The 25,172-nt window shown below is 60.4% G+C and carries 25 protein-coding genes; 15 read left to right on the plus strand and 10 right to left on the minus strand.

The window, feature by feature from the left end:
• The first annotated feature begins 78 nt into the window (after window positions 1-78).
• Window positions 79-3,231: a PD-(D/E)XK nuclease family protein gene (locus CDA63_RS13275; protein ID WP_088464947.1), complete on the plus strand. Its 3,153-nt coding sequence runs from the start codon at window positions 79-81 to the stop codon at window positions 3,229-3,231.
• Window positions 3,232-3,287: 56 nt separating this feature from the next.
• Here the strand turns inward: CDA63_RS13275 and CDA63_RS13280 are convergent, their stop codons facing one another.
• Window positions 3,288-4,028, minus strand: a complete 741-nt coding sequence (locus tag CDA63_RS13280) for an energy transducer TonB (protein ID WP_165768298.1) — start codon at window positions 4,026-4,028, stop codon at window positions 3,288-3,290.
• A 149-nt stretch (window positions 4,029-4,177) separates the two neighbouring features.
• Here CDA63_RS13280 and CDA63_RS13285 point away from each other — a divergent pair, with 149 nt between their 5' ends.
• The 8 genes from CDA63_RS13285 to CDA63_RS13320 all read left to right on the plus strand — a co-directional run bounded on the left by CDA63_RS13285 (window position 4,178) and on the right by CDA63_RS13320 (window position 10,461).
• Window positions 4,178-4,612 carry a nucleoside deaminase gene (locus CDA63_RS13285; RefSeq protein ID WP_088464949.1) on the plus strand — a complete coding sequence of 145 codons (435 nt, stop codon included), beginning with the start codon at window positions 4,178-4,180 and terminating at the stop codon, window positions 4,610-4,612.
• Between the two features lie 75 nt (window positions 4,613-4,687).
• A complete protein-coding gene (locus CDA63_RS13290) occupies window positions 4,688-5,008 on the plus strand; it encodes a hypothetical protein (RefSeq protein WP_088464950.1) in 321 nt (106 codons plus the stop codon).
• Window positions 5,005-5,418 carry a hypothetical protein gene (locus CDA63_RS13295; RefSeq protein ID WP_088464951.1) on the plus strand — a complete coding sequence of 138 codons (414 nt, stop codon included), beginning with the start codon at window positions 5,005-5,007 and terminating at the stop codon, window positions 5,416-5,418. The genes CDA63_RS13290 and CDA63_RS13295 overlap by 4 nt, the downstream gene beginning before the upstream one ends.
• 136 nt (window positions 5,419-5,554) lie before the next feature.
• Window positions 5,555-6,379, plus strand: coding sequence for a mechanosensitive ion channel family protein (locus CDA63_RS13300; RefSeq protein ID WP_088464952.1), 825 nt, complete (start codon window positions 5,555-5,557; stop codon window positions 6,377-6,379).
• A 178-nt stretch (window positions 6,380-6,557) separates the two neighbouring features.
• Window positions 6,558-8,342 carry a chloride channel protein gene (locus tag CDA63_RS13305; RefSeq protein ID WP_088464953.1) on the plus strand — a complete coding sequence of 595 codons (1,785 nt, stop codon included), beginning with the start codon at window positions 6,558-6,560 and terminating at the stop codon, window positions 8,340-8,342.
• Window positions 8,343-8,585: 243 nt separating this feature from the next.
• Window positions 8,586-9,038: a ribonuclease HI gene (gene rnhA / locus CDA63_RS13310; RefSeq protein ID WP_088464954.1), complete on the plus strand. Its 453-nt coding sequence runs from the start codon at window positions 8,586-8,588 to the stop codon at window positions 9,036-9,038.
• Between the two features lie 127 nt (window positions 9,039-9,165).
• On the plus strand, window positions 9,166-9,888 hold the full coding sequence (locus tag CDA63_RS13315; protein ID WP_088464955.1) for a tRNA1(Val) (adenine(37)-N6)-methyltransferase: 723 nt from the start codon (window positions 9,166-9,168) through the stop codon (window positions 9,886-9,888).
• A gap of 297 nt (window positions 9,889-10,185) precedes the next feature.
• Window positions 10,186-10,461 carry a hypothetical protein gene (locus CDA63_RS13320; RefSeq protein WP_088464956.1) on the plus strand — a complete coding sequence of 92 codons (276 nt, stop codon included), beginning with the start codon at window positions 10,186-10,188 and terminating at the stop codon, window positions 10,459-10,461.
• Between the two features lie 107 nt (window positions 10,462-10,568).
• On the opposite strand, the gene CDA63_RS13325 is transcribed toward CDA63_RS13320, so the two are convergent.
• The 4 genes from CDA63_RS13325 to CDA63_RS13340 form a co-directional block, all read right to left on the minus strand.
• Complete coding sequence (locus tag CDA63_RS13325; RefSeq protein WP_088464957.1) at window positions 10,569-11,291, minus strand: ATP-binding cassette domain-containing protein; 723 nt, start codon at window positions 11,289-11,291, stop codon at window positions 10,569-10,571.
• A gap of 49 nt (window positions 11,292-11,340) precedes the next feature.
• Window positions 11,341-11,940 carry a hypothetical protein gene (locus CDA63_RS13330; RefSeq protein WP_126546868.1) on the minus strand — a complete coding sequence of 200 codons (600 nt, stop codon included), beginning with the start codon at window positions 11,938-11,940 and terminating at the stop codon, window positions 11,341-11,343.
• On the minus strand, window positions 11,934-12,287 hold the full coding sequence (locus tag CDA63_RS13335) for a hypothetical protein (RefSeq protein ID WP_088464959.1): 354 nt from the start codon (window positions 12,285-12,287) through the stop codon (window positions 11,934-11,936). The genes CDA63_RS13330 and CDA63_RS13335 overlap by 7 nt, the downstream gene beginning before the upstream one ends.
• 103 nt (window positions 12,288-12,390) lie before the next feature.
• Window positions 12,391-13,749 (minus strand): saccharopine dehydrogenase C-terminal domain-containing protein, encoded by a 1,359-nt coding sequence (locus CDA63_RS13340; RefSeq protein WP_088464960.1) that lies wholly within the window; start codon window positions 13,747-13,749, stop codon window positions 12,391-12,393.
• Window positions 13,750-13,940: 191 nt separating this feature from the next.
• On the opposite strand from CDA63_RS13340, the gene cdd reads away from it, so the two are divergent.
• Entirely contained in the window at window positions 13,941-14,432 is a 492-nt protein-coding gene (gene cdd, locus CDA63_RS13345) for a cytidine deaminase (protein WP_088464981.1), read from the plus strand.
• A gap of 220 nt (window positions 14,433-14,652) precedes the next feature.
• On the plus strand, window positions 14,653-15,318 hold the full coding sequence (locus tag CDA63_RS13350) for an alpha/beta hydrolase (RefSeq protein ID WP_088464961.1): 666 nt from the start codon (window positions 14,653-14,655) through the stop codon (window positions 15,316-15,318).
• A 159-nt stretch (window positions 15,319-15,477) separates the two neighbouring features.
• Here the strand turns inward: CDA63_RS13350 and CDA63_RS13355 are convergent, their stop codons facing one another.
• The 4 genes from CDA63_RS13355 to CDA63_RS13370 form a co-directional block, all read right to left on the minus strand.
• On the minus strand, window positions 15,478-16,224 hold the full coding sequence (locus tag CDA63_RS13355) for an SDR family NAD(P)-dependent oxidoreductase (RefSeq protein ID WP_088464962.1): 747 nt from the start codon (window positions 16,222-16,224) through the stop codon (window positions 15,478-15,480).
• A 117-nt stretch (window positions 16,225-16,341) separates the two neighbouring features.
• Window positions 16,342-17,163, minus strand: coding sequence for a type IX secretion/gliding motility protein PorT/SprT (gene porT, locus CDA63_RS13360; RefSeq protein WP_088464963.1), 822 nt, complete (start codon window positions 17,161-17,163; stop codon window positions 16,342-16,344).
• The gene (gene ubiE, locus CDA63_RS13365) at window positions 17,112-17,840 is read right to left on the minus strand and encodes a bifunctional demethylmenaquinone methyltransferase/2-methoxy-6-polyprenyl-1,4-benzoquinol methylase UbiE (protein WP_088464964.1); all 729 of its coding nucleotides are present in this window, start codon (window positions 17,838-17,840) and stop codon (window positions 17,112-17,114) included. Before ubiE ends, porT begins: the two co-directional genes overlap by 52 nt.
• A 129-nt stretch (window positions 17,841-17,969) precedes the next feature.
• Window positions 17,970-20,261, minus strand: a complete 2,292-nt coding sequence (locus CDA63_RS13370; RefSeq protein WP_242434668.1) for an OmpA family protein — start codon at window positions 20,259-20,261, stop codon at window positions 17,970-17,972.
• Between the two features lie 472 nt (window positions 20,262-20,733).
• On the opposite strand from CDA63_RS13370, the gene yihA reads away from it, so the two are divergent.
• From yihA to CDA63_RS13385, 3 genes are all read left to right on the plus strand, one after another.
• A complete protein-coding gene (gene yihA, locus CDA63_RS13375) occupies window positions 20,734-21,387 on the plus strand; it encodes a ribosome biogenesis GTP-binding protein YihA/YsxC (protein WP_088464965.1) in 654 nt (217 codons plus the stop codon).
• A gap of 70 nt (window positions 21,388-21,457) precedes the next feature.
• Window positions 21,458-21,898, plus strand: coding sequence for an energy transducer TonB (locus CDA63_RS13380; RefSeq protein WP_088464966.1), 441 nt, complete (start codon window positions 21,458-21,460; stop codon window positions 21,896-21,898).
• 83 nt (window positions 21,899-21,981) lie between these two features.
• Window positions 21,982-22,602 carry a DUF5606 family protein gene (locus CDA63_RS13385; RefSeq protein ID WP_088464967.1) on the plus strand — a complete coding sequence of 207 codons (621 nt, stop codon included), beginning with the start codon at window positions 21,982-21,984 and terminating at the stop codon, window positions 22,600-22,602.
• A gap of 93 nt (window positions 22,603-22,695) precedes the next feature.
• Here the strand turns inward: CDA63_RS13385 and fbp are convergent, their stop codons facing one another.
• A complete protein-coding gene (gene fbp / locus CDA63_RS13390) occupies window positions 22,696-23,721 on the minus strand; it encodes a class 1 fructose-bisphosphatase (RefSeq protein WP_088464968.1) in 1,026 nt (341 codons plus the stop codon).
• A gap of 148 nt (window positions 23,722-23,869) precedes the next feature.
• Here fbp and CDA63_RS13395 point away from each other — a divergent pair, with 148 nt between their 5' ends.
• Window positions 23,870-25,165, plus strand: coding sequence for an aspartate kinase (locus tag CDA63_RS13395; RefSeq protein ID WP_088464969.1), 1,296 nt, complete (start codon window positions 23,870-23,872; stop codon window positions 25,163-25,165).
• Window positions 25,166-25,172: the final 7 nt, after the last annotated feature.

Consider the following 25,172-nt stretch of genomic DNA (forward strand, 5'->3'; position numbering starts at 1 on the left):
TGGGTTTTTCTGCGGGTAGAAGCCGGTTTCTGAGTGAAAGGTACTGTACCTTTAAATAGAATTCCTGACCCGCCGCGCATGCCCGCTTCCCTCCCCGACCTACCCCTGTTTGCCCAAGCCCCCGCGCCCACCCTACCGCCCTCCCAACCCGGCCCCGATGCTACGCCGTTTCTGGCCCGCATCGCCCGGGAGTTGGTGGCGCAGTACGGGCCGACGGGAGAGCTGTCGGATTTGGTGGTGGTGGTGCCTACGCGGCGGGCGGTGGTGTATCTGCAGAACGAGCTGAGCCTGGCCGCCGAGGCCGGGCAGGCGGTGTGGAGCCCCCGGGTGGCGGCCATGGAAGACTATATGGTAGAGCTGGCCGGCGTGCGGGTCGAGGAGCCCATTGCCCTGCAGCTACTGCTGTTCGAAATCCTGCAGGGCATCGACCCCCAGCTCGATTTCGACCAGTTCGTGGGCTGGTCGGGCCTGTTGCTCCAGGACTTTTCGAGTCTCGATCAGAACCTGGCCTCGCCCCGCAAGGTATTCGAATACCTTAGCCAAGCCAAGGCCCTGGAGCGCTGGGACCTGGGGGCCGAATTTCAGCTTCAGCCCACCACCACGGCTTATTTTCGCTTCTGGGACGACCTCGACAAGGTGTACTTGCGCCTGAAAAAGCGCATGAAGCAGGACCGCCTCGCCTACCCCGGCCTGGCCTACCGGCTGGCCCAGCGCCGGGTGCGCGAGCGGCTCGAAGCCGATGAGGAGTTGCCCCGCCACGTGTTCGTGGGCCTGGGATTTTTGTCGAAGGCCGAGGAGCGGCTCATTCGCCACCTGCGCAAAGCGGGCCGGGCCGAGGTATACTTCGACGGCGACGCGTTCTACCTCGAACCCGGCTCGCCCAACCGCGCCGGCCAGCACCTACGCCAGTACAAGGACCGCCTCGATTTACCCTGGGAAAATTTCGGCGGCCCGGCCGAGCTGCTGCGCCAACTGCCGCGCACGGTGCGGCTGGTGGGCGTGGCCAACTCCTCGATGCAGGGCAAAGTAGCCGGCCAGCTGCTGGCCGCCGCCCGCCGGGCCAACCCGCGGGCCAAAGTAGCCGTGGTGCTGCCCGACGAAACCCTGCTGCTGCCCGTGCTCCACGGCCTGCCCCCCCGCGAGGTGCCCGAGTACAACGTGACCATGGGCCTCAATTTCCAGAGCACGCCCTTGTTCAACCTCGTCGATCTGCTGTTTGAGGTGCACCTGACCGGCGTGCGCGAGGGTTCCCAGGAGACGGGCTACGGCGTGCCGCGCTACCACCATCTGGCCGTAAGCAAGCTGCTGCAACACCCGTTTCTGCGCCGCTACCAGCACTGGCTCGACCAGCAACCCGACCCCGCCGGCCACGGCCTGCTTGATAGGGTATGCCGCACCATCATCCAGCGCCACGCGGTGCTGCTGCCGGCCGAGGAGCTGGTAGAAATGGGCGGCGGCCACGAGCTGCTGCAAGCCCTGTTCGCGACCTGGGACAACTGCGACGACATCATCCGGGCCTGCAACACGCTCATCGACCTGCTCAAAAAGGCCTACCAAGACCAGCATTCGGCCATCGAGGCCGAGTACCTATACCTGTTCTACACGCTCGTTAAGCGCCTGCACTCGGTGTTCGACTGCCGGGAGCACCGGCTGTCGGTGCGCTCGTTCCGGCGGTTTTTGTACGAGCAGATGAAGAACACCCGCCTGCCGTTCAGCGGCGAGCCTATTGCCGATGTGCAGGTGATGGGCCTGCTCGAAACCCGGGCCCTCGACTTCGACCACGTCATCATCCTGAGCTGCAACGAGAACGTGCTGCCGGCCCCCAAGCGCCACAGCTCCCTGTTTCCCTACGACGTGCTCACGACCTTCGGCCTGCCCACCTACGCCGACCATGAGGCCGCCACCGCTCACCAGTTCTGGCGTCTGCTCCAGCGCGCGCGCCAGGTAGACCTACTGCACATTCTGCCCGGCGCCGAGGGCACCCGCACCGGCGAACGAAGCCGCTTTCTGCTGCAACTGGAAAACGATTTGGCCCTGCAGAACCCCGCGCTGCAACTGCTGGATTTAACGGTAACGACGGAAGCTCACGCGGGCGCCTCACCCCCTAGCCCCCTCTCCGAAAAAGGAGAGGGGGAACTGGCCTTCGATTTTTCAGAGTTAGAGAAAGAGCTAGAAGCTAGTCCCCCCTCTCCTTTTTCGGAGAGGGGGCTAGGGGGTGAGGCGCCCGCAAGGGGCCAACAGGCCACCGACCTCACGCTCGAAAAAGACGCCGGAATGCTGCTGGCGCTGCGGGAGCTGCTCAGCAAAGGCCTCTCGCCCACCGCCCTCAACCAGTACCTGGGCTGCTCGCTGCGCTTTTACTTCCAGCGGATTGCCAAATTCAAGGAAAACCAGGAAGTGGAAGAGGTGCTCGACTCCGCCGAATTTGGCACGGCCGTGCACGACGCGCTGGAAGAGCTGCTGACCCCGTTTGCGCAAATTATCCGCCGAAAATCGGTGGCCTCGCCGGCCCCACCCCTGACGGCCGCCGATATTCCGGGCCTCGTGGCCCTGGCCCCCATTATGGTGGCCAAGGCGCTGCGCAAGGAGGAAGCTGGCCGCCACGCCCGCGCCGACGAGGGCCTCAACCACGTGCTGGGCCAAGTGGCCAAGCAGCTCGTGCGCCGCTACCTCGAAAGCCTACTCGACCTGCCCGATAGCCTCCCGCTGCACGTTCAGGGGCTCGAAGAGGAATTGCACGCCACCGTGTTCGTACCCCTGGAAGATGGCGAAAAGCTGGCCGTACGCCTGCTGGGCAAAGCCGACCGCGTCGACCAATTGCCCAACGGCGACCTGCGGGTGGTCGATTATAAAACGGGCCTCGTGCAGGCCCACGAGCTGAAGCTGTGGAAGAAGGGAGAAGCCCCGGAAGCAGCCGTACAGCGCCTGCTCACCGATGCCACCTCTGCTGCCGACAAAGTGCGCCAGCTCTGGCTCTACCGCTTTATGCTGGCCCAGCAGGGCCGCCCCGCCGCCGACGCGGCCATCATCTCCCTGCGCAACCTGCCCGCCGGCCCTATGTCGGCCGACATGGGCTTTCTGACGGCCGAGGGACAGGATTTCGGGCGCCACAGCGAGGAGCTGCTGGGCCAGCTGGTGCGCCGCATCCTCGACCCGGCCGAACCCATCCGCAAAACCGACGACCTCGATAAGTGCCAGTACTGCCCGTATAAAGGGATTTGCGCGCGGTGAAGTTCAGGCTGAACTGCGGATGAAGGAGTCGGCTTCGCACCTGACTGGGCCAACTGCTAGGGGCGCATCTGCCCCGTCTGATTGTTCACTCCTGGCCGGGGCACGGTTACTGAACGGACGCTTCGTTCAATGCCCAACGCCGTCACTTCCATCTGGTCGACATAAGGAACTTTGGGTGACTTTGCAGCGGCAGCCAGGGCTGCTTGGTGAGCACGCAGCTCGTTTTGCCCAACCATCGTAAACCCGACTCGCAAAAAGAACCGGGCGGCCACTGGTTTGCCTTGGTACACGGCGGGAATCCAGCGGTCGGGCAACACTATTACCGCTGCCCATACCGCTTCTGCACAGTCTTTTGAAGGGGTTGACTCTATTTTGTAATCGACCGACTGCCCCTGTTCGGTAACCACGTAAGAGAGCACCACCACTCCCTGCACTTGGTTTTGCAGCGCCGATACCGGATAGCGCGTTTTGCTGGCCAGATCGACAAGCCGCTTGTCGCGGCTGCCCATGTATTGCGGAGCGCGACTGGGATGTACTTCCTGCCATTTGTTATCGATGTTGAGCAGGTAACGCGCCGTATCGGGGCGGCTGTAGGCAATACGGCTCGAATCGTAATTCATGCGCAACGTGAGTTCGCCCTGCCGGTCGTAGTACTCCCAGATGCCGGTGGGCTGGCCGCTGGTTAGTGCCCCTTTCTCATATACGGGCTGCGTGGGACTTGCTGTATTTTTGCGGTTGCGTTGCGCAGTGGCCGATAACGTAGCTAATAGGAGCAGTACGGTGTATAATTTTCTCATGGTTGCTTGCTGAATTCCGGCCATCGGATAATTTACGCTGCAAATAAAGCATTTCCCGGCAATAGTATTGGCACCGGGTTGCCCGCTATTCTCGACTACTAGCGGTACTTTTGTCGTTTGCGCTTACTCTCACTTCTCCCCCGAATACTATGGACGAATTCATGCAGGCCGCCATTGATGAAGCGCGCCAGGGCCGCCAGGAAGGCGGTATTCCGATTGGCTCGGTGCTCGTGCGCGACGGCAAACTCGTGAGCCGCGGCCGCAACAAGCGCGTGCAGGAGGGCAACGCCATCAAGCACGGCGAAATGGACGCCCTGATGAACGCCGGCCGCCAGCGCACCTACCGCGACACGGTGCTCTACACCACCCTGATGCCCTGCTACATGTGCGCCGGCACCATCGTGCAGTTCAAAATCCCGAAAGTAGTGGTGGGCGAGGCCCGCACCTTCGGCGAGTCGAAGGCTTTTCTGGAAAGCCACGGCGTGGAAGTGGAAATTCTCGACCTCGACGTATGCGTGCAGATGATGGAAAGCTTCATCGAGGACGAGCCCGAGCTCTGGAACGAAGACATCATGGAGCTATAAGCCGGTTGCTTACGTTAAGAACCGGGAACGCCCGCCAGGAATGGCGGCCGCTGCCGGCCCTTCTTTTTTCTTGCCATGTCTGATTTACCCGTTTCCAACGCCCCTTTCGCCGCCACCAAAAAGTGTCCGCACTGCGGCCGCTGGACCGAGTGGCATCAGCAGCCCACCAACCTTTGCCAGCACTGCGGGCAGGTGCTGGAGCCCGCCCGGGCCGCCGCCGATGAGCGCCGCCAGCAGCAGGCCGATGCCCCCCTGGCTCCGGTGCTGCTCATCGAAATAAAGCCCGATGACAACCTGTTCGTCAAGTTTTTCAAGTACCTCATTCGGGGTGGGCAGCTGGCTTTTGCTGCCTTTATGGCCTTTATGATGTGGCTGCTGGCCGCCGTGGCCGGATGAAGCGCCTGCCTGCCGAACTGCGCCACCCGCTGTTTTTGCTCGGCACGGCCGCGTACGTGGTGCTGGTGGTGTATCGGCACGGCGGGCCGCTGTCGGCCCGCTGGCATTGGCCCCCGCTACCGGCCCTGGTGCGCCATCACCTAGCCGATGTTCTGACTTTGCCGCTGCTGCTCACGCTGGAGCTCTGGGGTCTGCGGCGCCTCTACTTCCGCCAGCCGGCCTTCGTGCTGCCCACCTCCTGGATTTTCAGTTCCTGGGTGGTTATCAGCATCTGGTTCGAGGGCCTGCTGCCTCACTTCGACGCGCGCGCCACGGCCGACTGGCTCGACGTAGGAGCCTATGCGCTGGGCGGCCTGATTTTTGGGCACTGGCTGAACCGCCCGGCCCCTACCCGACCCGGCCGGCCCTAACCCCGGCACCACCTTTACGCGTATAGCAGCGTATTCTGGCCCCGCTGGCACTCCGCCGGTGGGGCTTTGTGTTGCGGTTCTTCTTGGCCTATAGCGCATAGCCCCCTGTGGATTCTAATTTCAAGCTCCTTAATTAATGAACCGCGACTTCCACCATATCCTGGCTGCTTACTGGGAGCAGTTTCTGTTTGTGCTGCCCAAGCTGCTGATTGCGCTAGTGCTGCTGGCCGTAGGCCTGTTTATCGCCAGCCGGCTCAGCGCACTGCTAGGCCGCCGCTTGCACCGCCGCTCGGCCGACCCGCTGCTGGCCGATTTTCTGACCCAGATCAGTAAGTGGGTGCTAGGGCTGATTGTGCTGCTGGTGGCCCTGAACGTGCTGGGATTTACGGGCGTGGTGGGCAGTTTGCTGGGCGCGGCGGGCGTGTCGGCGTTTATTGTGGGCTTTGCCTTCAAGGACATTGCCGAGAACTTCCTGGCCGGTGTCATTCTGGCCTTCAACCGGCCATTTCGTATCGATGACACCGTGCAGATCAAGGACCTGGTGGGCCACGTGGTAGCCCTGAACCTGCGCACGACCCTGGTGCGCACCTTCGACGGCAAGCACATCTTCCTGCCCAACTCCATGGTGCTCAAGGAGCCGCTCACCAACTACACCCGCGACGGCGACCTGCGCATGGATTTTCTGCTGACCGTAGAGCTGGAGCCCGCCGATACGCCCGTCGTGGCCACTACCATCATCCTGCGCTACCTGCAAACCGTGCCCGAAGTGCAGGCCGGCCTCCGAACGCCCTACGTGAACCTGGAAAAAGCCACCACCACCACCGCCGACCTGCGGGTATATTTCTGGGGCGACGCCGAGGATTACCGCCGCGGCGTGCTCCAGCTCAAAAGTCGTCTGATGCAACAGGTGAAGCAGGAGCTGGTCGGAGCCGGTTTCAGCGTGCCAGCACTGGCGGGTTAGGTTAGTAGCCAGTGGGAGTGGTGGGTCATGCTGAGCATGTGGCGCATGACCGTTCTTTTCCTGGCAACTGGCAAATGAACACTGGCCAGTCGCCACTGGCAGCTGAAAATCATCACCCAACCTCGCTTTTCGTTAGGTTGCAGTTTCATTACCGGCTGCTTTCCCGCCACCGCCGCTTATGCCTCAGAATACTATTCACCGGTTGCTACTTCCGCTGCTGATGTGGCGCGTGCGCCACATCAGCGACCGGGCCTACCTGATTCTGGTGAGCGTGCTGGTAGGGTTGCTGGCGGGCTTGGCGGCGGTGGGGCTCAAAACGCTGGTACATGGCTCTCAGGGGTTATTGCGGGCCTGGGTACCGCCCCAGTACCAGGTATTCAGCAGCTCGCTTTACCCCATTATCGGCATTGCCCTCACGGTGCTGTTCACGCGCTATTTCCTGGCCGGCGACCTGGGCCGGGGCATCGGGCCGGTTATCTACGACATTGCCCGCCGCGGCAGTATCGTGCCCCGCAGCAAGCTGTACTCGCAGCTCGTATCCTCCTTCCTGACGGTTACGTTTGGCGGCTCGGCAGGTCTGGAGGCCCCGATTTCGGTGACCGGCTCGGCCATTGGCTCCAACGCGGCGCGGGTGCTGCGCATCGGGCGGCGGCAGCGGCGGCTGCTCACGGCCTGCGGAGCAGCAGCGGGCATCGCAGCCATTTTTAACTCCCCCATCGCGGGGGTGCTGTTCGCGGTGGAAGTTATTTTGTCGGAGCTCTCGGCGGCCTATTTCGTGCCTTTGCTAATTGCCTCAGCCACGGCCACTGTCGTTTCCAAGGCGTTGTACGCGGGCCAGCCCTTCGTGCTCATCACCACCAGCTGGCCCGTCGATGCGGTACCGCTCTACCTGATGCTGGCCGTGTTCACGGCCCTACTCTCGGTCTACATGATTAGGGTGTACTTCTGGGCTGACCGCTTTTTCAGTCATTTCACGACCGTTTTCTGGAAGGTGCTGCTCGGCGGGCTGGCCCTAGGCAGCCTCGTATTCATATTTCCACCCCTCTATGGTGAAGGCTACGACATCGTGCAGCTACTGCTCGGCGGCCACTCTGAGCAGCTCCTCAATGGTTCGCTCTTCGATGTGTTCGATGACCAAAGCGCCTGGCTGGTGCTGGTAGTGGCGGCGGGCAGTATGTTGCTCAAAGTGACGGCCACCACCATTACCATCGGCTCGGGCGGCAACGGGGGCATGTTCGGCTCGTCGCTGTTTGCCGGGGCGCTGTGCGGCTTTATTTTCGCCCGGCTCATCAACCTGAGCGGGCTCTATCCGATTTCGGAGGTGCATTTTATTGTACTTGGCATGGCCGGCACGCTGGCCGGCGTGGTGCACGCCCCGCTCACAGCCATCTTCCTGATTGCCGAAATAACGGGCGGCTACGCGCTGTTCGTGCCACTGATGGTGGTCACGTCGGGCTCTTACCTGATTACGCGCTACTTCGAGCCCTACTCGGTGTACACTCGCAAGCTGGTGCAGAAGGGCGTCTATATCAACCACGACCGCGACCGGAGCCTGCTCGCCCGCCTCGATGTGGGCCGCCTGTTACAAACCGATTTTCATCCCGTGCACCCCGACGACACGCTGGGCGAGCTGGTAAACACCTTCCGTCACGCCTCGCGCAACCTGTTTCCGGTAGTAGACGACGACGGCCACCTGCTCGGCGTAGTCAGCCTCGACACGGTGCGCGACGCCCTCTTCGACGACGCCCATTACACCACCACCCGGGTGCGCGAACTGATGGACGAGCCTCTGGCTGTCGTCCGCCCCGACGATACGCTACTCGACACGCTGCGCTGCATGGAGCAGCTCGACGCCTGGGCCCTGCCCGTACTCGACCTCGATAACCGGTACCTGGGCTTCCTACTCAAATCCAACATCCTGGCCAATTACCGCCGCCAGCTCCTCAAGGACAGCGGGGAGTGATTTCTTGAGCTATTAGCTTATGGCTGTCAGCTGACAGTTCTATTTTGATCCTCAAGTTCTTCCTGACGTGGCAGCGGCTGCCTTTCTTGGAAAGAGCGGAGAAAACCGAAACTTGGCTTCGTTTCTACTGTGCATCCGACGCGACGCGGTTGTACCTTGCGGCCTTCCTCTTTTAGCTGCTTAGCTTATCCCCGGTTGCTTTAAGCACGAGAGCTAACAGCTGACAGCTAACAACTCAAAACCTTGATTTACCTGTTTACCGACGGCTCCTCGCGGGGCAACCCCGGCCCAGGCGGCTACGGCGCACTGCTGCGTTTCGGCCCCCACGAGAAAGAGCTGAGCGAGGGCTTCCGCCTGACCACCAACAACCGCATGGAGCTGCTGGCCGTGATTGTAGGCCTTGAATCCGTCAACCGCCCCGACTTGCCCATTACAGTCGTGACGGATTCGCGCTACGTAGTGGATTCGGTGGAGAAGAAATGGGTATTTGGGTGGGCTAAAAAGGCCGATTTCGGCAAGAAGGCCAACGAGGATTTGTGGCGGCGCTTCATTAAGGTATACCAGCAGCGTACGGTGCAGTTTCGCTGGGTACGCGGCCACAACGGCCACCCCGAAAACGAACGGTGCGACCAGCTGGCCGTACGTAGCGCCACCCGCGGCCCGCTGCTGATCGACGCAGGCTACGAGGCACTTTAGCTTCTGTGGTCAAAGCGCAGCGAAGAATCGCGCATGAATTCGTTGTCACGGTCCACGGTCGCTCAACAATTCACGCGCGATTCTTCACTGCGCTCTGAATAAGGTTCTGACCACTGACCACTCAAAAATGCCCAACACCTACTTCCAGTTCAAGCAATTCCGCATCGAGCAGGACGCCTGCGCCATGAAGGTGTGCACCGACGCCTGCGTGCTGGGTGCGGTGGCAGCGGTGGAAGACGCGGGCCGCATTCTCGACATCGGTACCGGCACCGGCCTGCTGGCCCTGATGGCGGCCCAGCACAACCCCACAGCGCACATCGAAGCCGTGGAGCTCGATGCCGCCGCGGCGGGGCAAGCGGCGGCCAACTTCGCGGCTAGCCCTTGGGCTGCCCGGCTGCGGGTGCATGCGCTGCCGCTGGCGGGGCTGGCCGCGACTGGTCCCGCCGCCTTCGACCACATCCTCTGCAACCCACCCTTTTTCCGCCACGCCCTCCGCTCGCCCGATGCCCGGCGCACCACCGCCCGCCACGCCGCCGATGATTCGCTGACATTCGCGGAGCTAGCCCGATTCGCCGCCGATTTTCTGGCCGCCGCCGGCCGGCTTACCGTGCTGTTGCCCCCACCCGAAATGGGCGAAATGGAGCGCGAGGCAGCGGTCGTGGGTCTGTTCCCAGCCACCCGGCTGGTGCTGCGCCACCGCGCCACCAGCAAGCCGCTGCGCCACATCGTTGCGTTCGGCCGGCAGGCGGGGCCAATACGGGAGCAGGAACTGCCGCTCCACGAACCCGACTCGGTAGACTACACCGCCTGGTTTCGGGAGCGGCTGGGACCGTTTTATCTGGCATTGTAAGGTGGCCGCCTCATTAAACAGGGCTCATGGGAGCACCCAATCACTTATTTCAACTTTCCTGCTACAACTATGAAATATCTACTTGCTGCGCTATTTGTGGGCTGTTGCACTTGGAGTTGCAAGAAAGACTCCATGCCCAACGGCAATAGTATGCCGCCTACTCTCGATTTTGTTGTGCTTGATAAACAGGGGAATAATTTACTGACTGACATTTCAACACCCATCCAGGTTTCAGCGGTTAAAAGTAACGGGCAGACTGTTTTTTTAGGCGCTGAGTGTGCTGGCGGGGAATGCACGATGATTCGGGCCACTGGCCGCGTGGGCACAGCGGTGCCGGGCTATGCTTTCTACTACTCTACGCTCGGGGCTTCACTAGCCAGCAGCGACGGCCTCAAAACCTGGTACCTGACGCTCGGCGGCAAAACCGATACGCTCTACTACGACGTGCAAAAAACCAGGCCCAACGACCCGCTATTCAGATACGACGTGAAGGCGGTGCTTTTCAACGGGCAGGTTGCGCTCCGCGAACACCCCAGCCAGCCGCCGCTTTACGTGTTCCGACGCAAACGCTGAGAGTGCAGGACCTGGCTTCCTCGCCCCAAGTATTATAATCTGTCAGGGCCAAATCAGTCTAAGCCATTATGGTCCTACAATGCGTTCCGGCCGGCCGCCATACCGTTTTAGTTCCGGTGCTCTTTAGCCGGTGGCAGTGGCAGCAATGTGGCCAGCGTGCCGAGCTTCTGCTGGTGCAGCTGGCCCAGCAAGTCGGCGGGTAGGCGGGCGAAGTCGGCGGCGGGGTAGTGGCGCAGCACCCGGCCCTCGGCCAGCACCGTAATTTCGTCGCAGAGCTCCGTGAGGGAGCCCAGCAGGTGCGAGGTAAGCAGGATACCAGTACCCTGTTGGCGCAAGCGGCGCAGCACTTCCATCAGCAGCAGGTTAGCGCTTAGGTCGAGGCCGTTGAAAGGCTCATCGAGGACGAGGTAGCGAAAATCCTGCACCAGCAACGCCAACAAGGCCAGTTTTTTCTTCATGCCAGCCGAGTAATCCTCGGCGTACTGGTCGAGGGGCAGTTCCAGTAGCTCGTTCCAGGCCGCCAGGCTGGGCACTGGCCGGCCCCGGGCTTGCAGGCAGAACGCCACGTACTCGCGGCCCGTGATGCGGGGGTAAAAGTAGGGCTCGTAGGGCAGCAGCCCGGTACACGCCCGAATACCCAGGCCGCTGGTTTCGCGCACCGTGCCCTGGTAGTCGGCGTGCAGCCCGTACAGGCAATGCAGCAGCGTTGTTTTGCCCGCCCCATTGGCTCCCACCAGCCCGTGCAGGCTCCCGGGCCGCACGCCTAAATCAATGTGCGCCAGTACGGTCTGCGAGCCAAAGTCCTTGCGTAAGCCCTCGATTACCAGCATAATGGTTGATAGTTATCAGTTGTTGGTTGTCAGTTGATGACCAGCCACGTTATTCCGCCCGATACTGCCGCAGTCGGTTTCGGCTTTTCAGTAACAACCCTAGAAAACAGACCAGCAATAGTACCAGGTAAGCCGGGTTGCTCCCCAAAATCGACATGCCTACGCCTACGGCTCCGGCCTGAGTGAGCCGGCCGAGCGTGGCGTGGGGGTAGAAGGCGTACTTGGCCAGGATAATCATCGTCAGGACTACGGCACACCAGCCCAGCACCAGCGCCGTGCCGCCCACCCCGGCCGGACCGAGGGCCAGCAGCACCGCCAGCGGGGCCACCGTGAGGCCGAAGTACAGCAGCCCCCACCCTACCCGGCTCCGCAGCCACGCGCTGGGGCTGCGCAACGGCGGCAACAACCAACTCCAGGGCTCGGCCAGCCCATAGGTTTCCAGCGTGAGCAGCAGCCAGGCCAGTATCGCCAGCGCCGGACCAGTGCTACCGGCGCGAGTTAGCCCGGCCGCCGCCAGCAGCCCCAGCCACGCCAACCACAGCCCGGGCCCACGGCCGGCCCGCACCCACTCAAACGCCACGCTCCGAAACCACGACGGCCGCCGCCGCCGACTGGCCGGCGCCGCCGCCGCCGGTACCAACGCTACCACCGCCGGCCGGCTACCGTCAGCAGTGCCGGCCCGGGGCGGCTCCAGGCCAACAGCACCAACGCGGCGGGCAGGCTGCTCAGCGCGTATTCGGCGGCCAGCCAGACCCGGAATTCAGGCGTGGCCAAGTGCAAAAAGGGCAAGTCGGCACGGCGGCGGTGCAGGCTGAGTACGAACAGGGCTATGCCCCCGGGAATGGCCCAGGCCAGCGCCGGGTGCGCGGCAGCCGTGAACAACGCCCGGCCGATGGCCAACCCCAGCAGCGTACCCAAGGCCAGCAGCCGCCACCAGCCTAGTTCGCGCAACTCCCGGCCCAGCAGCCGGACCCGTAAGCGCAGGTAGTATTTCATACCGAAGGATTTCGAAAATGCTCAGTTCCCACGGAAACGAAATGATAGCCGCCAACCGTGCATGAAACAGTTTTATTTCGCACTCCCTTCCGCTTCGGGCCGCCTACGCTCCCGCCACAGGCTGCTCTTCTTCCATAAAGACAATGCCGTAATCAGCCGCCAGCTCATCTAAAATAGGTTCGTAAAGCTCGGGCAACGTCGGGATAACCACGCCCCGCTGCCCGAGCTGGCCCGTGGCCAGCCGGCGCACGGCCATGCCCAGCGGCAGGCCCACGGTTTTGGCCATGGCCGTGTGCGTGGCGTCGTCGCCCAGCACGACTACCGACGAGCTAGCCGCGTGGCGCTGGCCGTCGAGGTCGTACTCGAACTGATGCTGCATCACAATCATATCGCGGTCGGTGGGTTGCAGGGCCCATTTCTCAGTGAGCAGCTTTTCCAGTAGCTGGGCGGGCGTGGCGTTTGCCCGGCCTACCGGCTGCTCGTCGAAGAGCCCCAACCAGGCTAGCTGCCGCATTTCCGCCGATTCGGGGGCCAAGCCCAGGTAGGCGGCCACGCGGGCGGCCAGCGACGGGCTGGTTTCGGTGGGCAACGGCAGGTAAGCGGCCACCAATTCGGCCCAGGTGAGGTCGGCGGGGTTATCCAACTGCACGGCGTCATCGGTGAGGCCCAGGCGCACCAGCTGCTGCCAGGCAGCGCAGTAGCCGGGCCGGCGCAACGTACCGCGCAGGATGGTGGGCACGTGCTCCAGCCCATAGGGCGCCCGGTAACTCAGTGAATCGCGGTTGGCATAGCCTTCGAACTCCCCGTAGCCGGGAACGGTCAGAGTTTCGAGGCGGGTGAATAGCTGCTGGTACGGAATGAAGCGCGGGCGGCCGTGTTCCAGGTACTTGGCCGTTCCCTGGCCGGCCAGCACCACGTTGCGCGGGTTCCAGGTGAACTTGTAGCGCCAGGGGTTGTCGGCTTCGGCCTCGGGGGCCAGCAGCCCCCCGCAATACGACTTAAACGAGCTGACCCGCCCCCCACGCCGCCGGATGTCGGCAATCACACGCATGGCCGACATATGATCGAGGCCGGGGTCGAGGCCGCACTCCATGAGCAGCGTCACGCCCGCGGCCTCGGCTGCCGGCCCCAGCTCCCGAATTTCGTCGCTCACGTAACTGGCGGTGGCCAAGTGGCAGCCGTGCCGCACGCAGGCCCGGGCCACGGAGGCGTGAAACAGGGCCGGCAACATCGAAATCACCACGTCGGCAGCGGCTACCAGTTCATCGAGGCGGGCGGCGTCGTGCACGTCGAAGGGCACGGCGCGGGCGTACTCGGTATGGGCAGCCAGCACCGGTACCAAGTGCGCCGGCTGCACGTCGGCCACGGTCAGGTGCCAGCCCTCGGCGGGGGCATGGCGCAACAGGTATTGAACAAGGGAGGAGGCCGAACGGCCGGCTCCCAGCAGCAGCATACGGGACATAATAGCTGGATGGGTGGAGCAGCAAGTTAGGGTGATTGGCGGGAATGGCTGGAACGGAAGAGCAGCGCATGGTTTCCCGTTCCACTCAGCCGTCAAGTCTCCACTTCCTTCATTCCCCGAAAAAGCGTACATTCGTCGCCCCTTTTCACTTTCCCCGGGGCCGCTTGCGGTACCGGGCCGTTTCGCCCCGCATGGCCCATTCTCTTCACCTGACCATCACGGCCGACGTGGTGGCATCCGAAGCCAACCTAACGTCCGCCGAGGCTGCCACCTGGCAGGCTGCCCAGGCCGCTACCGCCACTTCCTACGCGCCCTACTCCCACTTCCACGTGGGCGCGGCCTTGCTGCTCGACGATGGCACCGTGTTCAAGGGCTCCAACCAGGAAAACGCCGCCTTCCCCTCGGGCCTCTGCGCCGAGCGCACCGCCCTGTTTGGCCTAGCCGTTTCCCAGCCCGAACGCCGGATTGTAGGCATGGCCGTGGCCGCCAAGCCCGCCGCGGGCGAGTTCGTGGCCGTAACGCCCTGCGGCGCCTGCCGCCAAGTAATGGCCGAGTACGAGCAGCGCCAGCAACAAGCCATTCCCCTGCTGCTACCCGGCCCCAACGGTACCATCTACCGCTTCCGCTCCCTCTCCGACCTGCTTCCCTTCGCCTTCGACGCCGGGAGCATGGAAGTGCAATAGGGCGGCGATGCAGTGATGAGTCGGCCGTTCAGCCGGGCCAGCCAAAGCAGGCAGCGCAGTCGGCCCCGTTGATGGCAGGAGGCGCACCCGCGCACTTCAAGGCCGGCGAAGCTACTTCGCGCTCCATAACTGGCAGAGTTTTATCATAACTCAGAGGCACTTCCCATCTGCGTCATTGAAGCTTCGGAAACGCCAACTCACCGCATCACTATTTTACCGCATGGAACACCAGCTTGCCGTTACGCGCACGGCCCGTTACCAGCAATTAGGAGAGTTATCGGGGGCCACGCGGCGGTTGTGGTTTGTGGCCCACGGCTACGGGCAACTGGCAGCCTACTTCGTCCGGCACTTCGCCCACTTGGTTGCCGCCGACCCTGCCCTGGTTGTCATCGCGCCCGAGGGGTTGTCGCGGTTCTACCTCAACGGCACCGGCGGCCGGGTAGGTGCTACCTGGATGACCAAGGAAGACCGTTTGGCCGAAATCGACGACTATGTGGCCTACCTCAACCAGCTAGCCGCCGCCGTACTACCCCATGCCCCCAACGCCGCCGTTACGGTACTCGGCTTCTCGCAGGGCGCGGCTACCGTGAGCCGCTGGCTGGCCCGGGCCACGTTCCGGCCGGCCCGGCTCATTCTCTGGGCCGGCGCTTTCCCGCCCGACATGGATTTCACGGTGGCGTCCCACCTGCTGCGCGGCCTGCCCGTCACGCTCGTCTGCGGCACCGCCGATGAGTTTATCACCGACGCTGACCTAGCTAAACAACAGGATTTCCTGCGCCAATTAGGTGTAGAGGCTGATCTGATTCGTTTCACTGGCACCCATACCCTGCACGCCGCCACGCTGAGCGACTTGGCTAAACAACTCCATACCAGGATTATGGAATGAGGCATATTTAAACGAATTAGACGGATTTTATCTTCGTTAAAGCAAAAAGCACCCCTGACGAGGTGGCTTTTTGGCTTTAACGAATGGCCAACTTGAAACCGGATAGTCAGGCAGTTCACAAAGTCGGTGCAATCCGTTTAAATCCGTGCTGATCCTTGGTCAGTCTTTGCGAATAACTGCGGCCGCGGCTTGCGCAGCGGGCAGAATCAGCACTTCGGCCAAGTTGACGTGGGGCGGACGCGTGACCATGAACGCCAGCAAATCGGCCACGTCTTCGGCTCGTAGGGCCTCGAAGCCTTGGTATACCCCGGCGGCTCGATTGGTATCGCCCTTGAAGCGAACTTCCGAGAATTCGGTTTCTACTGCGCCCGGGTTTACCTCGGCCACCCGGATATGATGAGGCAGCAAATCGAGGCGCATCCCCTTGGTAAGGGCCGCTACCGCCGCTTTCGAGGCGCAGTACACGTTGCCATTGGCATACGTCTCATGGCCCGCAATAGAGCCAATGTTGATGATGTAGCCGGTGTTGCGGCGCGTCATGGACGGCAATATGGCCCGGCTCACGTAGAGCAGACCTTTCACATTACCGTCGAGCATAGCGTCCCAATCCGCAGGGTCACCGTTCTGGATGGGGGCCAGGCCGTGGGCATTACCGGCGTTATTAATGAGCACATCCACGTCGGTAAACTCAGCCGGCAGGCTTGCCACTGCCGCATCCACAGCGGCCCGGTCGCGCACATCGAACGTGAGCAGGTGGGTGGGTACGTCAGCCAACTCGCGGGCCAGTTCCTCCAGCCGCTCGCGCCGGCGGCCCGTGAGTACCAGCTGAAACCCGGCTCGGCCCAGCGCCACGGCCGTTGCCCGACCAATCCCCGACGATGCGCCGGTAATGAAAGCAGTTTGCATACTAGCTCAGGAAGAGTAAAAGTATAATTTTTGAAGGAAGGCGAAAATAGAACGTTTTGCCTCAGCTAGCGGACGCCAGATGAAGCAGGACGTTCCGGTTATATCAATCATCCGCTTTTACCGCCCCGACCAGATGTTGAGGTACAGCGTAACGGTGTTGCTTTTCATGCTTTGCAGGCTGCGGCTGTACACGTCGTTATTGCCGGGTACGTAAAGGTTGGTCAGGCCGTGGGAGAAACGCAGCTCGGGGGAGAACTTGAAGAACGGATAAAACAGGTCGAGACCCACACCGTACTCGATGGCAATATCGGTGTCAGCAGCTTCGAGCAGGTTCACTTCAGGGTTCTTGCGACGCCCCCCAATGTTGATGCTCGGCTTCACGCCCCCAACCAGATACATCCGCGTGTTGCGCCGCCGCGCCGATTTCAGCTTAAATAGCAATGGAAAGTCAACCTGTGTACTACCGATTTCCTGATCCTCAATTTCGGCCGGATCGTCGGGATAAAGTGGATTCGGGCTATAACCCTGATTTTTAAACTCGATGCGGCGGGTCAGGAAGCTCACGCCTGGCGCAAAAGTGAGTGCCCCATACTCGCCCAGCCGCAAATCGCTCAGAAAACCGACCGAGAAGCCAGGGCTGATAATTGAATTGGCCGATACGCCCTGGCTGGGGTAGCCAGGGGCGCGCTCAATCTTGTAGCGCGAGAAGTTGGGGGCCACGTACATGCCCAGGTGCAGCCCCCGGTCGTCGTAACCTACCAAGTTGTCGGTCGTTACCGATTTTACTACGCCGCGCTTGTTGCGGCTGGCGCTGGTTCGGCTCTTTTTCTGCGCCTGCGCGCCCAGCGGCAGGGTTATTATGGCCAGGGCCAGCAGCCCAAGCCGTACTATTTTTGCGCCGTATAGATGGAGCTGATGCCGAAGGTGAGGGGTTGCCATGCAGGAGATTTGAAACCAACTTTACGAAGAATCGCCAGAAATTCCGGGCCGTCTGGAAAAGCCTGCACCGATTCGGGCAGGTAGGTATAGGCGGCGCGGTCCTTAGAGATGAGCTTGCCGAATACCGGCAGAATGTTTTTGAAGTAAAAGTTGTAGGCCTGCTTCATGGGGAAAGCCGTGGGCTTGGAAAACTCGAGCACTACCATTTTGCCGCCCGGCCGCAGCACCCGGTACATTTCGGACAGTCCCTGCTCCAGGTTTTCAAAATTACGCACCCCAAACGATGCCGTTACGGCATCGAAGTGGTCATCTTCGAAGGGCAGGTTTTCCGAGTCGCCCAACTCCAGCCGGATTCGGTGACCCAGACCCTTGCTGGCCAGCTTGCGCCGGCCTACTTCCAGCATACCCTCCGAAATATCGATACCCGTAATCTGGGCATCGGGTGTGGCGGCGCGCAGGGTTTCAATGGCGAAATCGGCCGTGCCAGTGGCAATATCGAGAATCCGGGCCGGGCGTAGTGCCTTCAGCTCGTTCACGGCCTGTCGGCGCCAATAGATATCGGTACCCGCGCTCAGGAAGTGATTGAGGAAGTCGTACTTGCCGGCAATGCTATTGAACATCTGGGCGACCTGCGACTTTTTGCCGGCGGCGTCGTCTTTATAGGGTACTACGGACATGGCTCTTGAGCAGAGAACGGGGGGATTGAAGCAAAATTGCCCAATTACAACGATTAGCCCCGCATTAAGTTAAAAAAAAGCGGGCCGGGCTTAAGGCCCGACCCGCTTTACCTTTCGAAAAACCAACGCTTAGTCGTTGTCGGTCTTTACTTTAACCTTGTTGCCTTCGGCATCCTTGGCTTTCGCGTCGATGGTGCCATCCTTGGTCACGGTCTTGCTTTCTGAACCGTCCGGGCCCTTGGTCTTCACCTTCACTTTATCGCTGTCCTCGTCTACCTTGGTCTTGATCTTAGTTCCGTCTTCGAGCGTTACCGTGGTCTTACCAGGCTCCAACGGCACCGTCGAGCGAGTACCCATGCCCATGCCAGTCGAGTTCATGTTTGAACCCGAATTCGAGGGATTCATGTTGGAAGGCGTGGTGCCCGAGCCGGGCTTGTTCATCATCGGCATCGATTCACCTTCTTTTACAATCACGCGGAAGTCGGTGCGGCGGTTGAGCTGCATGTTCTCCGGCGAATCGTTCGGGGCTACCGGACGGCGCTCACCGTAGCTTACCGTTACCATACGGGTTTCCGCAATGCCGGCCTTCTTGAGGAAGTTGTAGGCTACGTTAGCACGGTTCTGGCCCAGTACAATGTTGTATTCGTCGGTATTGCGTGAGTCTGTATTGCCTTCAATCGAGATGTTGACGCCGGGGTTAGCCATCAGTAACTGGCTGACCTTGTTGAGCTCCACAATCGACTCGGGCCGCAAGGTATACTTGTCGGTATCGAAGTAGATTGGGTTAACGTTGGCTAAGTTAGCCGCCGTCGTATCGATGTAATCAACGTAGAAGTCCTTCTCAACAACGGTCGAATCGTTGGTCGAAATCGGAACGGCGAACTCCTGGGTTTCGATATTCTTGCCATCCTTGCTTACGGCCACCTGGTAGGTACGGCCCGAAAGCAGATCTACGCGGTATTCGCCGGTGAGGGGCTTACTCACGTCGCGGTAGCTCAAGGCCGTGCGGTCGGCCTGGGTTCCACTGAACACCAACTCAGCACCGGGAATAGCGCTGCTGTCCTGGCGGGCCAATACCCGGCCCCGAACAATGGCGTTTTTGATGTAGTTGATGGTATAAATATCCTTTTCGCCGTAGCCGCCAATGCGGTAAGAAGACAGGTATGCATACGAACCATCAGGGCTCAAGCGGTAATACGTGTCGTCGTCGGGGGTGTTAATAGGGTAACCCATATTCTCGGGCCGGCCCCACTTACGACCTAGGGAGTCGTACTGCGACTTGAAGATATCGTAACCGCCCATCGTGTTATGACCACGCGAGGAGAAGTACATCGTCTTACCATCACGGCTCAAGTATGGGCTGTCATCATCGTAAGGCGTATTGATAGCGTTACCAATGCTCTTAGCCGGACCCCAGTCGCCACCCGGCGTACGGATCGAGGAGTAAATATCGAGCGTATTGTCTTCCGAATACTTGCTGGTGGAGAAGTAGATGGTCAGGCCGTCGGGCGTGATGTAGGCATCCGACTCGAAAGATGACGTGTTGATGTTCTTGTTGAGCTTCTTAGGATCCGTCCAGTCAGCTCCTGCCTTCTCCGAGTACAGGATGTCCCCGTTCTCGTCGTTGCGGTACATGAGCAGCTTGGTGTCGTTGTCGAACACCTGAATCGAGGCATCGTGTCCTTTGCCGTTGAGCACGCCGCTCAGTGAACGGGGCTTGTCCCAATTCTCGTCGTCGATGCGCTTGGCTTCGTAGATATTTTCGTAGTACTGTCCGTCGGCGGCTATCTTGCCCTTGTCCTTCACGTTGCCCTCGGCGCTTATGACGGGGGCATTGCTCATATTATCCGAGCGGGACGTGAACAGCAAAACTTTGTCATCGTTGGAGATTACCGGGCTGTGCTCCGACCATTGCGTGTTGATGACCGGACCCAGATTCTTAACGAAAATGTCTTTGGGGCTGTTGAACTGCACCTTGGCATTCTTGCTGTGCTGAATCAGCTGAGCCAACTCCTTCTTACGGGAATCTTTCGTCTTGAGCGTGGCGTTGTAGGCCTGGAAGTGCGTAATGGCTTCGTCGAAGTTGTAGTTCAAATGATCTACCCGACCCAACCAGTATTCCACATCCTTCGATACGTTCTTCTTCAGGCGCTGTGCTTTGTAGATATAGTCACTGGCTTTCTCCTTATCGAATGACATGTAGGCAATACCAGCCCGGAACAGTGCTTGCGCATTGTTGGGGTCCTTAGCCAGTACTTGCTCGTAATAGGGCAAAGATGCCCGGTAGTTCTCTTGTCCGAAGAACTTGTTGGCCGTTTTCAGCTGCTGGCGAGTGCCTTGAGCCAGGGCAGGCTGGGCCATAGCAGCCGTGAGCGCAAAGGCGCACGAGGCTTTCAATAACCTTCTGACTAAGTTGTCCATTGTTGGAGGGGTTAGGGAAATAAGGAGTTGCAAAAGAAGGGGAAAAGCGCCGAACGGCAATTACGCGGGCGGCTTTTAAGAGTTGCCTCTTATACTGAAAAACAGTTCCAGGGTTGAGTTAGCAAGGGTGAGAACAGCGGATAAAATTCAAAAAAACCGCTTTTTTCTTACTTACTTGTTCCTGAGTTGAAACGGAGGCTGATGATCTAGCGAGCAAAGATAGAACTTTTATAATACGGTCTTAGCCGCATCCAATTTAACGAGCACTGGTGGGTAACTGACAAAAAAGGCCGTAAAGCGACGGGCTGTTTTGCGCAGCCTTTTGCCTCCCAGGATGGTCAATTGCCCCGCAAATATAGGTCGACTAGATCAACCGCAAGGTTTTTCTTTAAAAAATTATGCTGTAAGCCGACTTTCTGGCTGGCCAGCCCAATTCCGTATCTTTGTCGTTCAGCTTTGTTTGTACGATTGCATGACCATTCAGGACGCCAAATTTTTGATGAGCAACTCCCGGGTAGAGGAGTGCCCCGCCCCTACTTTGCCCGAGTACGCCTTTATCGGGCGCTCGAACGTGGGCAAGTCGTCGCTCATCAACATGCTTACCAACCACAAAGGTCTGGCCAAAACATCATCGTCGCCGGGTAAAACCCAACTTATCAACCATTTTTTAATCAACGGAAATTGGTACTTGGTGGATTTGCCGGGCTACGGTTACGCTAAAATCAGCAAGGATGCCCGGGCCAAATGGGCCCGCATGATTAACTTTTACCTGCGCCGGCGCGAAAACCTGACCTGCGTATTCGTGCTCATCGACTCGCGCCACCAGCCCCAGGCCGTAGACCTGGAGTTTATGGAGCAGCTCGGGTCCGAGGGTATTCCGTTCGTGATGGTGTTTACCAAGGCCGATAAGCAGTCGGGTTCGCGCACCAGCCAGCACGTGGTGCAATACCTGGAAACGATGAGCAAGAGCTGGGACGAGTTGCCGCGGCACTTCGTAACGTCGGCGGAGGAGAAAACGGGGCGCGATGAAGTGCTCGACTTTATCGCCGAAATCAATCAGCAGTTGGCCCAGGCTCCCGAGCAAGCTCCTGACCAAGTTATCGACCAAACCCCCGACCAGGCCTAACTTGGCGTCGTTCTTGCGACGGGGGAATAGGGTTGCCCCGCTTTTCCATTTACTGTTCTTTTCCTGAATAATGAAGAAGACTATTTTCCTGCTCAGCTTCGGTCTACTGGCCGCCGCCACGGCTCCGGCCGTAGCTCAGAAAACCAAAATCAAGGTAAAAACCGACGGCCCGGCCCCGGCCATGGAAGCCGTGGAGGCTGCCGCCAGCGGTTCGCCCCAAACTACGAAGACCATTCCGGTGGCCGAGTACTATGAGGGCGGCCAGGAGGCCATGTACGCCTTCATCGACCAAGAGCTCAAATACCCCGTAACGGCCCGGCGCAACCGTATCCAGGGCCAGTGCATCGTGAGCTTCACACTCAACACCGATGGTACGCTCTCGGGCGTGAAACTGGTAAAACAGATTGGCGGCGGCTGCGGCGAAGAAGCCCTGCGGATTGTGAAGCTGCTTAAGTTCAAAAACCCCGATTACGCCATCCTGACCAGCTTGCCGATTACCTTCAAGCTCTAGGGCAGCGCGGTAGTGATGGTGGGCCGGAAGGCCCGTTCGCCGCCGTTGCGTACCTTCGTTCTTTCAACCACTGCTTTCTTCCTATGCCCTACGACCTGAAGGAAATTGCCGCTATTAGCGGAATGCCCGGTCTGTACCGCCTCGTGAAGCCGACCCGCGCCGGCGTTATCATCGAAGCCCTGACCGACAACAACCCCCGCTCCGTGGCCTCGGCCCAGAATAAGGTGTCGCTGCTCCAGGAGATTTCCATCTACACCCAGGACTACGACCAGACGGTGCCCCTGACGGAGGTGTTCGACCGCATTTACCAGCAGCACGGCGCCCAGCTGGCCCTGACGCATAAGTCGAACGAGCAGGAGCTGGCGGCCTTCATGGCCGGCATCATCCCCGACTACGACCGCGAGCGGGTGTACCTGTCCGATATCAAAAAGCTGGTGCAGTGGTACCATGTGGTAAGCCAGCGCCTCGAATACCAAGCCCCGGCCGAAAACGAGCCGACCACCGATGAAGCAACTGAAGGCGCTGCTGCTGAAGCTACCGCCGACAAGCCCAAAGCCAGCAAGAAAATTGCCAAGCCGGGGGCCGATGAGGCCATGAGCACGGCCGGCATTATTCCGGCTGCTCCCGAAGACAACGCGGCCGGTAACCCCGAAGCAGCTCCAGCCAAGACGGCCAAAAAACCGGCAAAGAAGAAAGCTGAATAGGTTTCACGGCATGTGTGCATAAGTAAAAGCGCGCCCACCCGAATTCGGGTGGGCGGCGCTTTTACTTATGCACACATGCCGTTGGCAGTGCGGCTACATTTCGACGCCAGTCCGGGCCACTTCGGCGGCCAGGAACTCTTCGGCTTTCTCCACCATTTCGGTCGAGCCAATGAAGACTGGGCAGCGCGAGTGCAGCTCGGTAGGCTCTAGCTCCAGGGTGCGGCGGTGGCCGTTGCTGGATTTACCGCCCGCTTGCTCTACGATGAAAGCCAGCGGGTTGCACTCGTACATGAGGCGCAGCTTGCCCTTGGGCGCCTTGCTCGAACCGGGGTACATATAGATACCGCCCTTGAGCAGGTTACGGTGGAAATCGGCCACCAGCGACCCAATGTAGCGGGCCGAGTAGTTCTGCTCTTTGCAGTAGGCCACGAACGCCTTGGTACCTTGCGAGAAATGTTCCGACAGCCCCTCATTAATAGAGTACACCGTGCCGCCGGCGGGCGTCTGAATGGTGGGGTGCGAGAGGAAGAATTCGCCCAATGAAGGCTCGTAAGTGAAGCCGTTCACGCCGTTGCCGGTCGTGTACACCATCATGGTGCTGGAGCCGTAAATCACGTAGCCAGCCGCTACTTGGTGGGTGCCGGTCTGGAGGCAGTCTTGGGCCGTACCCTCGCTACCGGCCGGCGATACGCGGCGGTAGATGCTGAAAATGGTGCCAATGCTTACGTTCACGTCAATGTTCGACGAGCCATCGAGCGGGTCAATGGCTACCACGTACTTGCCCTGGGCGTTGCCGGTCTGGATCATCTCCTCATCTTCCTCCGAGATGATAGTGCACACCTCGCCCCCGTTGCGCAACGCCCGGATGAAGCGGATGTTGGCAATTACATCGAGCTTCTGCTGGTCTTCGCCCTGCACGTTGCGGTTGCCGTAGGCCCCAGCAATATCAATGAGGCCCGAGCGGTTGATTTCGCGGTTGACGATTTTAGCCGCCAGCGCAATGTCGCGCAGCAACTGACTTAGCTCGCCGGTGGCATACGGAAAATCTTCCTGCTTGCGCATGATGAAGCGGTCCAGGGTAGTGCCAACGGGCAGGGCAAGCTTGTCGTGGTTGTCCATTAGAAGAGATGGGAGGGTATAATTCGGATGGGAAAGACCAAAAGTAACCAATTTGGAGGAGCCTGAGCGAAATTTCGCCCGGGTTTTTCCAGTAACGTTTGCGGTCTGGGCGGGGCCGAAGCCGCGCGCCGGCCCTACATTTGGGACCATGCAGGAATCAGGTCAGCTGAAAGTTTACAAATTCGGGGGCGCGTCGGTGAAGGATGCCGCTGCCATTCGCAACCTTGCCCGCATTGTGCGCGCACACGGCCAGCCAGGGCCGTTGGCCATCGTGGTATCGGCGATGGGCAAAACCACCAACGCCCTCGAAGAGCTCCACCGCCTGGCCCACGCCGGCCACGATTACACCGCCCCGCTGCGCGTTTTGGTTGATTTCCACGAAGATGTGGCCCGGGAGTTGGGCCTGCCCGCCGACCTGCTTGCCAGCCTGCTCGCCCAACTCCGCGAGCAACTGGCCGCTACACAGGCAACCGATGATTTCGACCGGCAGTACGACCAACTCGTGAGCTTTGGAGAACTGCTGGCCACCCGTATTGTGGCTGCCGCGCTGGAAGCCCGCTGGCTCGACTGCCGGCCCCTCATCCGTACCGATGCCACTTGGCGCGAGGGCCGGGTAGACTGGGCGGCCACTACTGCCGCCTTGCAGGCGGCACTGCCGGCCGGCGTACTGGCCCAGGGCGGGCCATTCGTAACCCAGGGCTTTGTGGGCGGCACAGCCGACGGGCTAACGACTACGCTGGGCCGGGAGGGCTCCGATTTTACGGCTGCTATTTTGGCCTACTGCCTCGGGGCCGAGTCGGTGACCATCTGGAAGGATGTGGCCGGACTGCTGAATGCTGACCCCAAAATCTTCCCCAACACGGTGCGCTACCCCGAAATCAGCTACCAGGAAACCATCGAAATGGCTTACTACGGCGCTTCGGTTATTCATCCCAAAACCATTAAGCCCCTGGCCGTGCGTGGCATTCCGCTGCTGGTGAAGTCGTTTCTCGACCCGGCCGCCGAGGGCACCCGCATCCACGACTGCCGCCACGCGCTGCTGGTGCCGGCCTTCATCCGCAAAACCGACCAGTGCCTCATCTCGTTCGAGTCGCGGGAGCTGGACTTTATTTCCGAGGAAAACCTGCAGGTGATTTTTGGGGCGTTGGCGCAGGTACGGCTTAAAATCCGGCTTATGCAAAACTCGGCCATCAGCTTCTCGGTCTGCACCGATTTTTCGGCCTACCGCCTTGAAAAGCTGCTGGCGCTACTGCGCGACCAATTCACCATTCATTACAACACCGATCTGGTGCTCTATACCATCAAGAACTACGATGCCGAGAGCCTGCGCCGCCTAACGGCCGGCCGGGAGCTGTTGCTGGAGCAGCGCACCCGCCAAACGTTCCAGTTCGTGTGCCGGATGGAAGCTCAAGGCCTGGGAAACGGAGGAACTGAGGCGCGTTAAAATGTCA

The sequence above is a fragment of the Hymenobacter amundsenii genome (genome assembly GCF_002204745.1).
In the GTDB taxonomy this organism is placed as follows: domain Bacteria; phylum Bacteroidota; class Bacteroidia; order Cytophagales; family Hymenobacteraceae; genus Hymenobacter; species Hymenobacter amundsenii.

Bases quoted from the DNA above. Each gene is read 5' to 3' on its own strand.
- CDA63_RS13275 (WP_088464947.1), top strand. From the start codon at position 79: ATGCCCGCTTCCCTCCCCGACCTACCCCTGTTTGCCCAAGCCCCCGCG.
- CDA63_RS13280 (WP_165768298.1), bottom strand. From the start codon at position 4,028: ATGAGAAAATTATACACCGTACTGCTCCTATTAGCTACGTTATCGGCC.
- CDA63_RS13285 (WP_088464949.1), top strand. From the start codon at position 4,178: ATGGACGAATTCATGCAGGCCGCCATTGATGAAGCGCGCCAGGGCCGC.
- CDA63_RS13290 (WP_088464950.1), top strand. From the start codon at position 4,688: ATGTCTGATTTACCCGTTTCCAACGCCCCTTTCGCCGCCACCAAAAAG.
- CDA63_RS13295 (WP_088464951.1), top strand. From the start codon at position 5,005: ATGAAGCGCCTGCCTGCCGAACTGCGCCACCCGCTGTTTTTGCTCGGC.
- CDA63_RS13300 (WP_088464952.1), top strand. From the start codon at position 5,555: ATGAACCGCGACTTCCACCATATCCTGGCTGCTTACTGGGAGCAGTTT.
- CDA63_RS13305 (WP_088464953.1), top strand. From the start codon at position 6,558: ATGCCTCAGAATACTATTCACCGGTTGCTACTTCCGCTGCTGATGTGG.
- CDA63_RS13315 (WP_088464955.1), top strand. From the start codon at position 9,166: ATGCCCAACACCTACTTCCAGTTCAAGCAATTCCGCATCGAGCAGGAC.
- CDA63_RS13320 (WP_088464956.1), top strand. From the start codon at position 10,186: ATGATTCGGGCCACTGGCCGCGTGGGCACAGCGGTGCCGGGCTATGCT.
- CDA63_RS13325 (WP_088464957.1), bottom strand. From the start codon at position 11,291: ATGCTGGTAATCGAGGGCTTACGCAAGGACTTTGGCTCGCAGACCGTA.
- CDA63_RS13335 (WP_088464959.1), bottom strand. From the start codon at position 12,287: ATGAAATACTACCTGCGCTTACGGGTCCGGCTGCTGGGCCGGGAGTTG.
- CDA63_RS13340 (WP_088464960.1), bottom strand. From the start codon at position 13,749: ATGTCCCGTATGCTGCTGCTGGGAGCCGGCCGTTCGGCCTCCTCCCTT.
- cdd (WP_088464981.1), top strand. From the start codon at position 13,941: ATGGCCCATTCTCTTCACCTGACCATCACGGCCGACGTGGTGGCATCC.
- CDA63_RS13350 (WP_088464961.1), top strand. From the start codon at position 14,653: ATGGAACACCAGCTTGCCGTTACGCGCACGGCCCGTTACCAGCAATTA.
- CDA63_RS13355 (WP_088464962.1), bottom strand. From the start codon at position 16,224: ATGCAAACTGCTTTCATTACCGGCGCATCGTCGGGGATTGGTCGGGCA.
- porT (WP_088464963.1), bottom strand. From the start codon at position 17,163: ATGGCAACCCCTCACCTTCGGCATCAGCTCCATCTATACGGCGCAAAA.
- ubiE (WP_088464964.1), bottom strand. From the start codon at position 17,840: ATGTCCGTAGTACCCTATAAAGACGACGCCGCCGGCAAAAAGTCGCAG.
- CDA63_RS13370 (WP_242434668.1), bottom strand. From the start codon at position 20,261: ATGGACAACTTAGTCAGAAGGTTATTGAAAGCCTCGTGCGCCTTTGCG.
- yihA (WP_088464965.1), top strand. From the start codon at position 20,734: ATGACCATTCAGGACGCCAAATTTTTGATGAGCAACTCCCGGGTAGAG.
- CDA63_RS13380 (WP_088464966.1), top strand. From the start codon at position 21,458: ATGAAGAAGACTATTTTCCTGCTCAGCTTCGGTCTACTGGCCGCCGCC.
- CDA63_RS13385 (WP_088464967.1), top strand. From the start codon at position 21,982: ATGCCCTACGACCTGAAGGAAATTGCCGCTATTAGCGGAATGCCCGGT.
- fbp (WP_088464968.1), bottom strand. From the start codon at position 23,721: ATGGACAACCACGACAAGCTTGCCCTGCCCGTTGGCACTACCCTGGAC.
- CDA63_RS13395 (WP_088464969.1), top strand. From the start codon at position 23,870: ATGCAGGAATCAGGTCAGCTGAAAGTTTACAAATTCGGGGGCGCGTCG.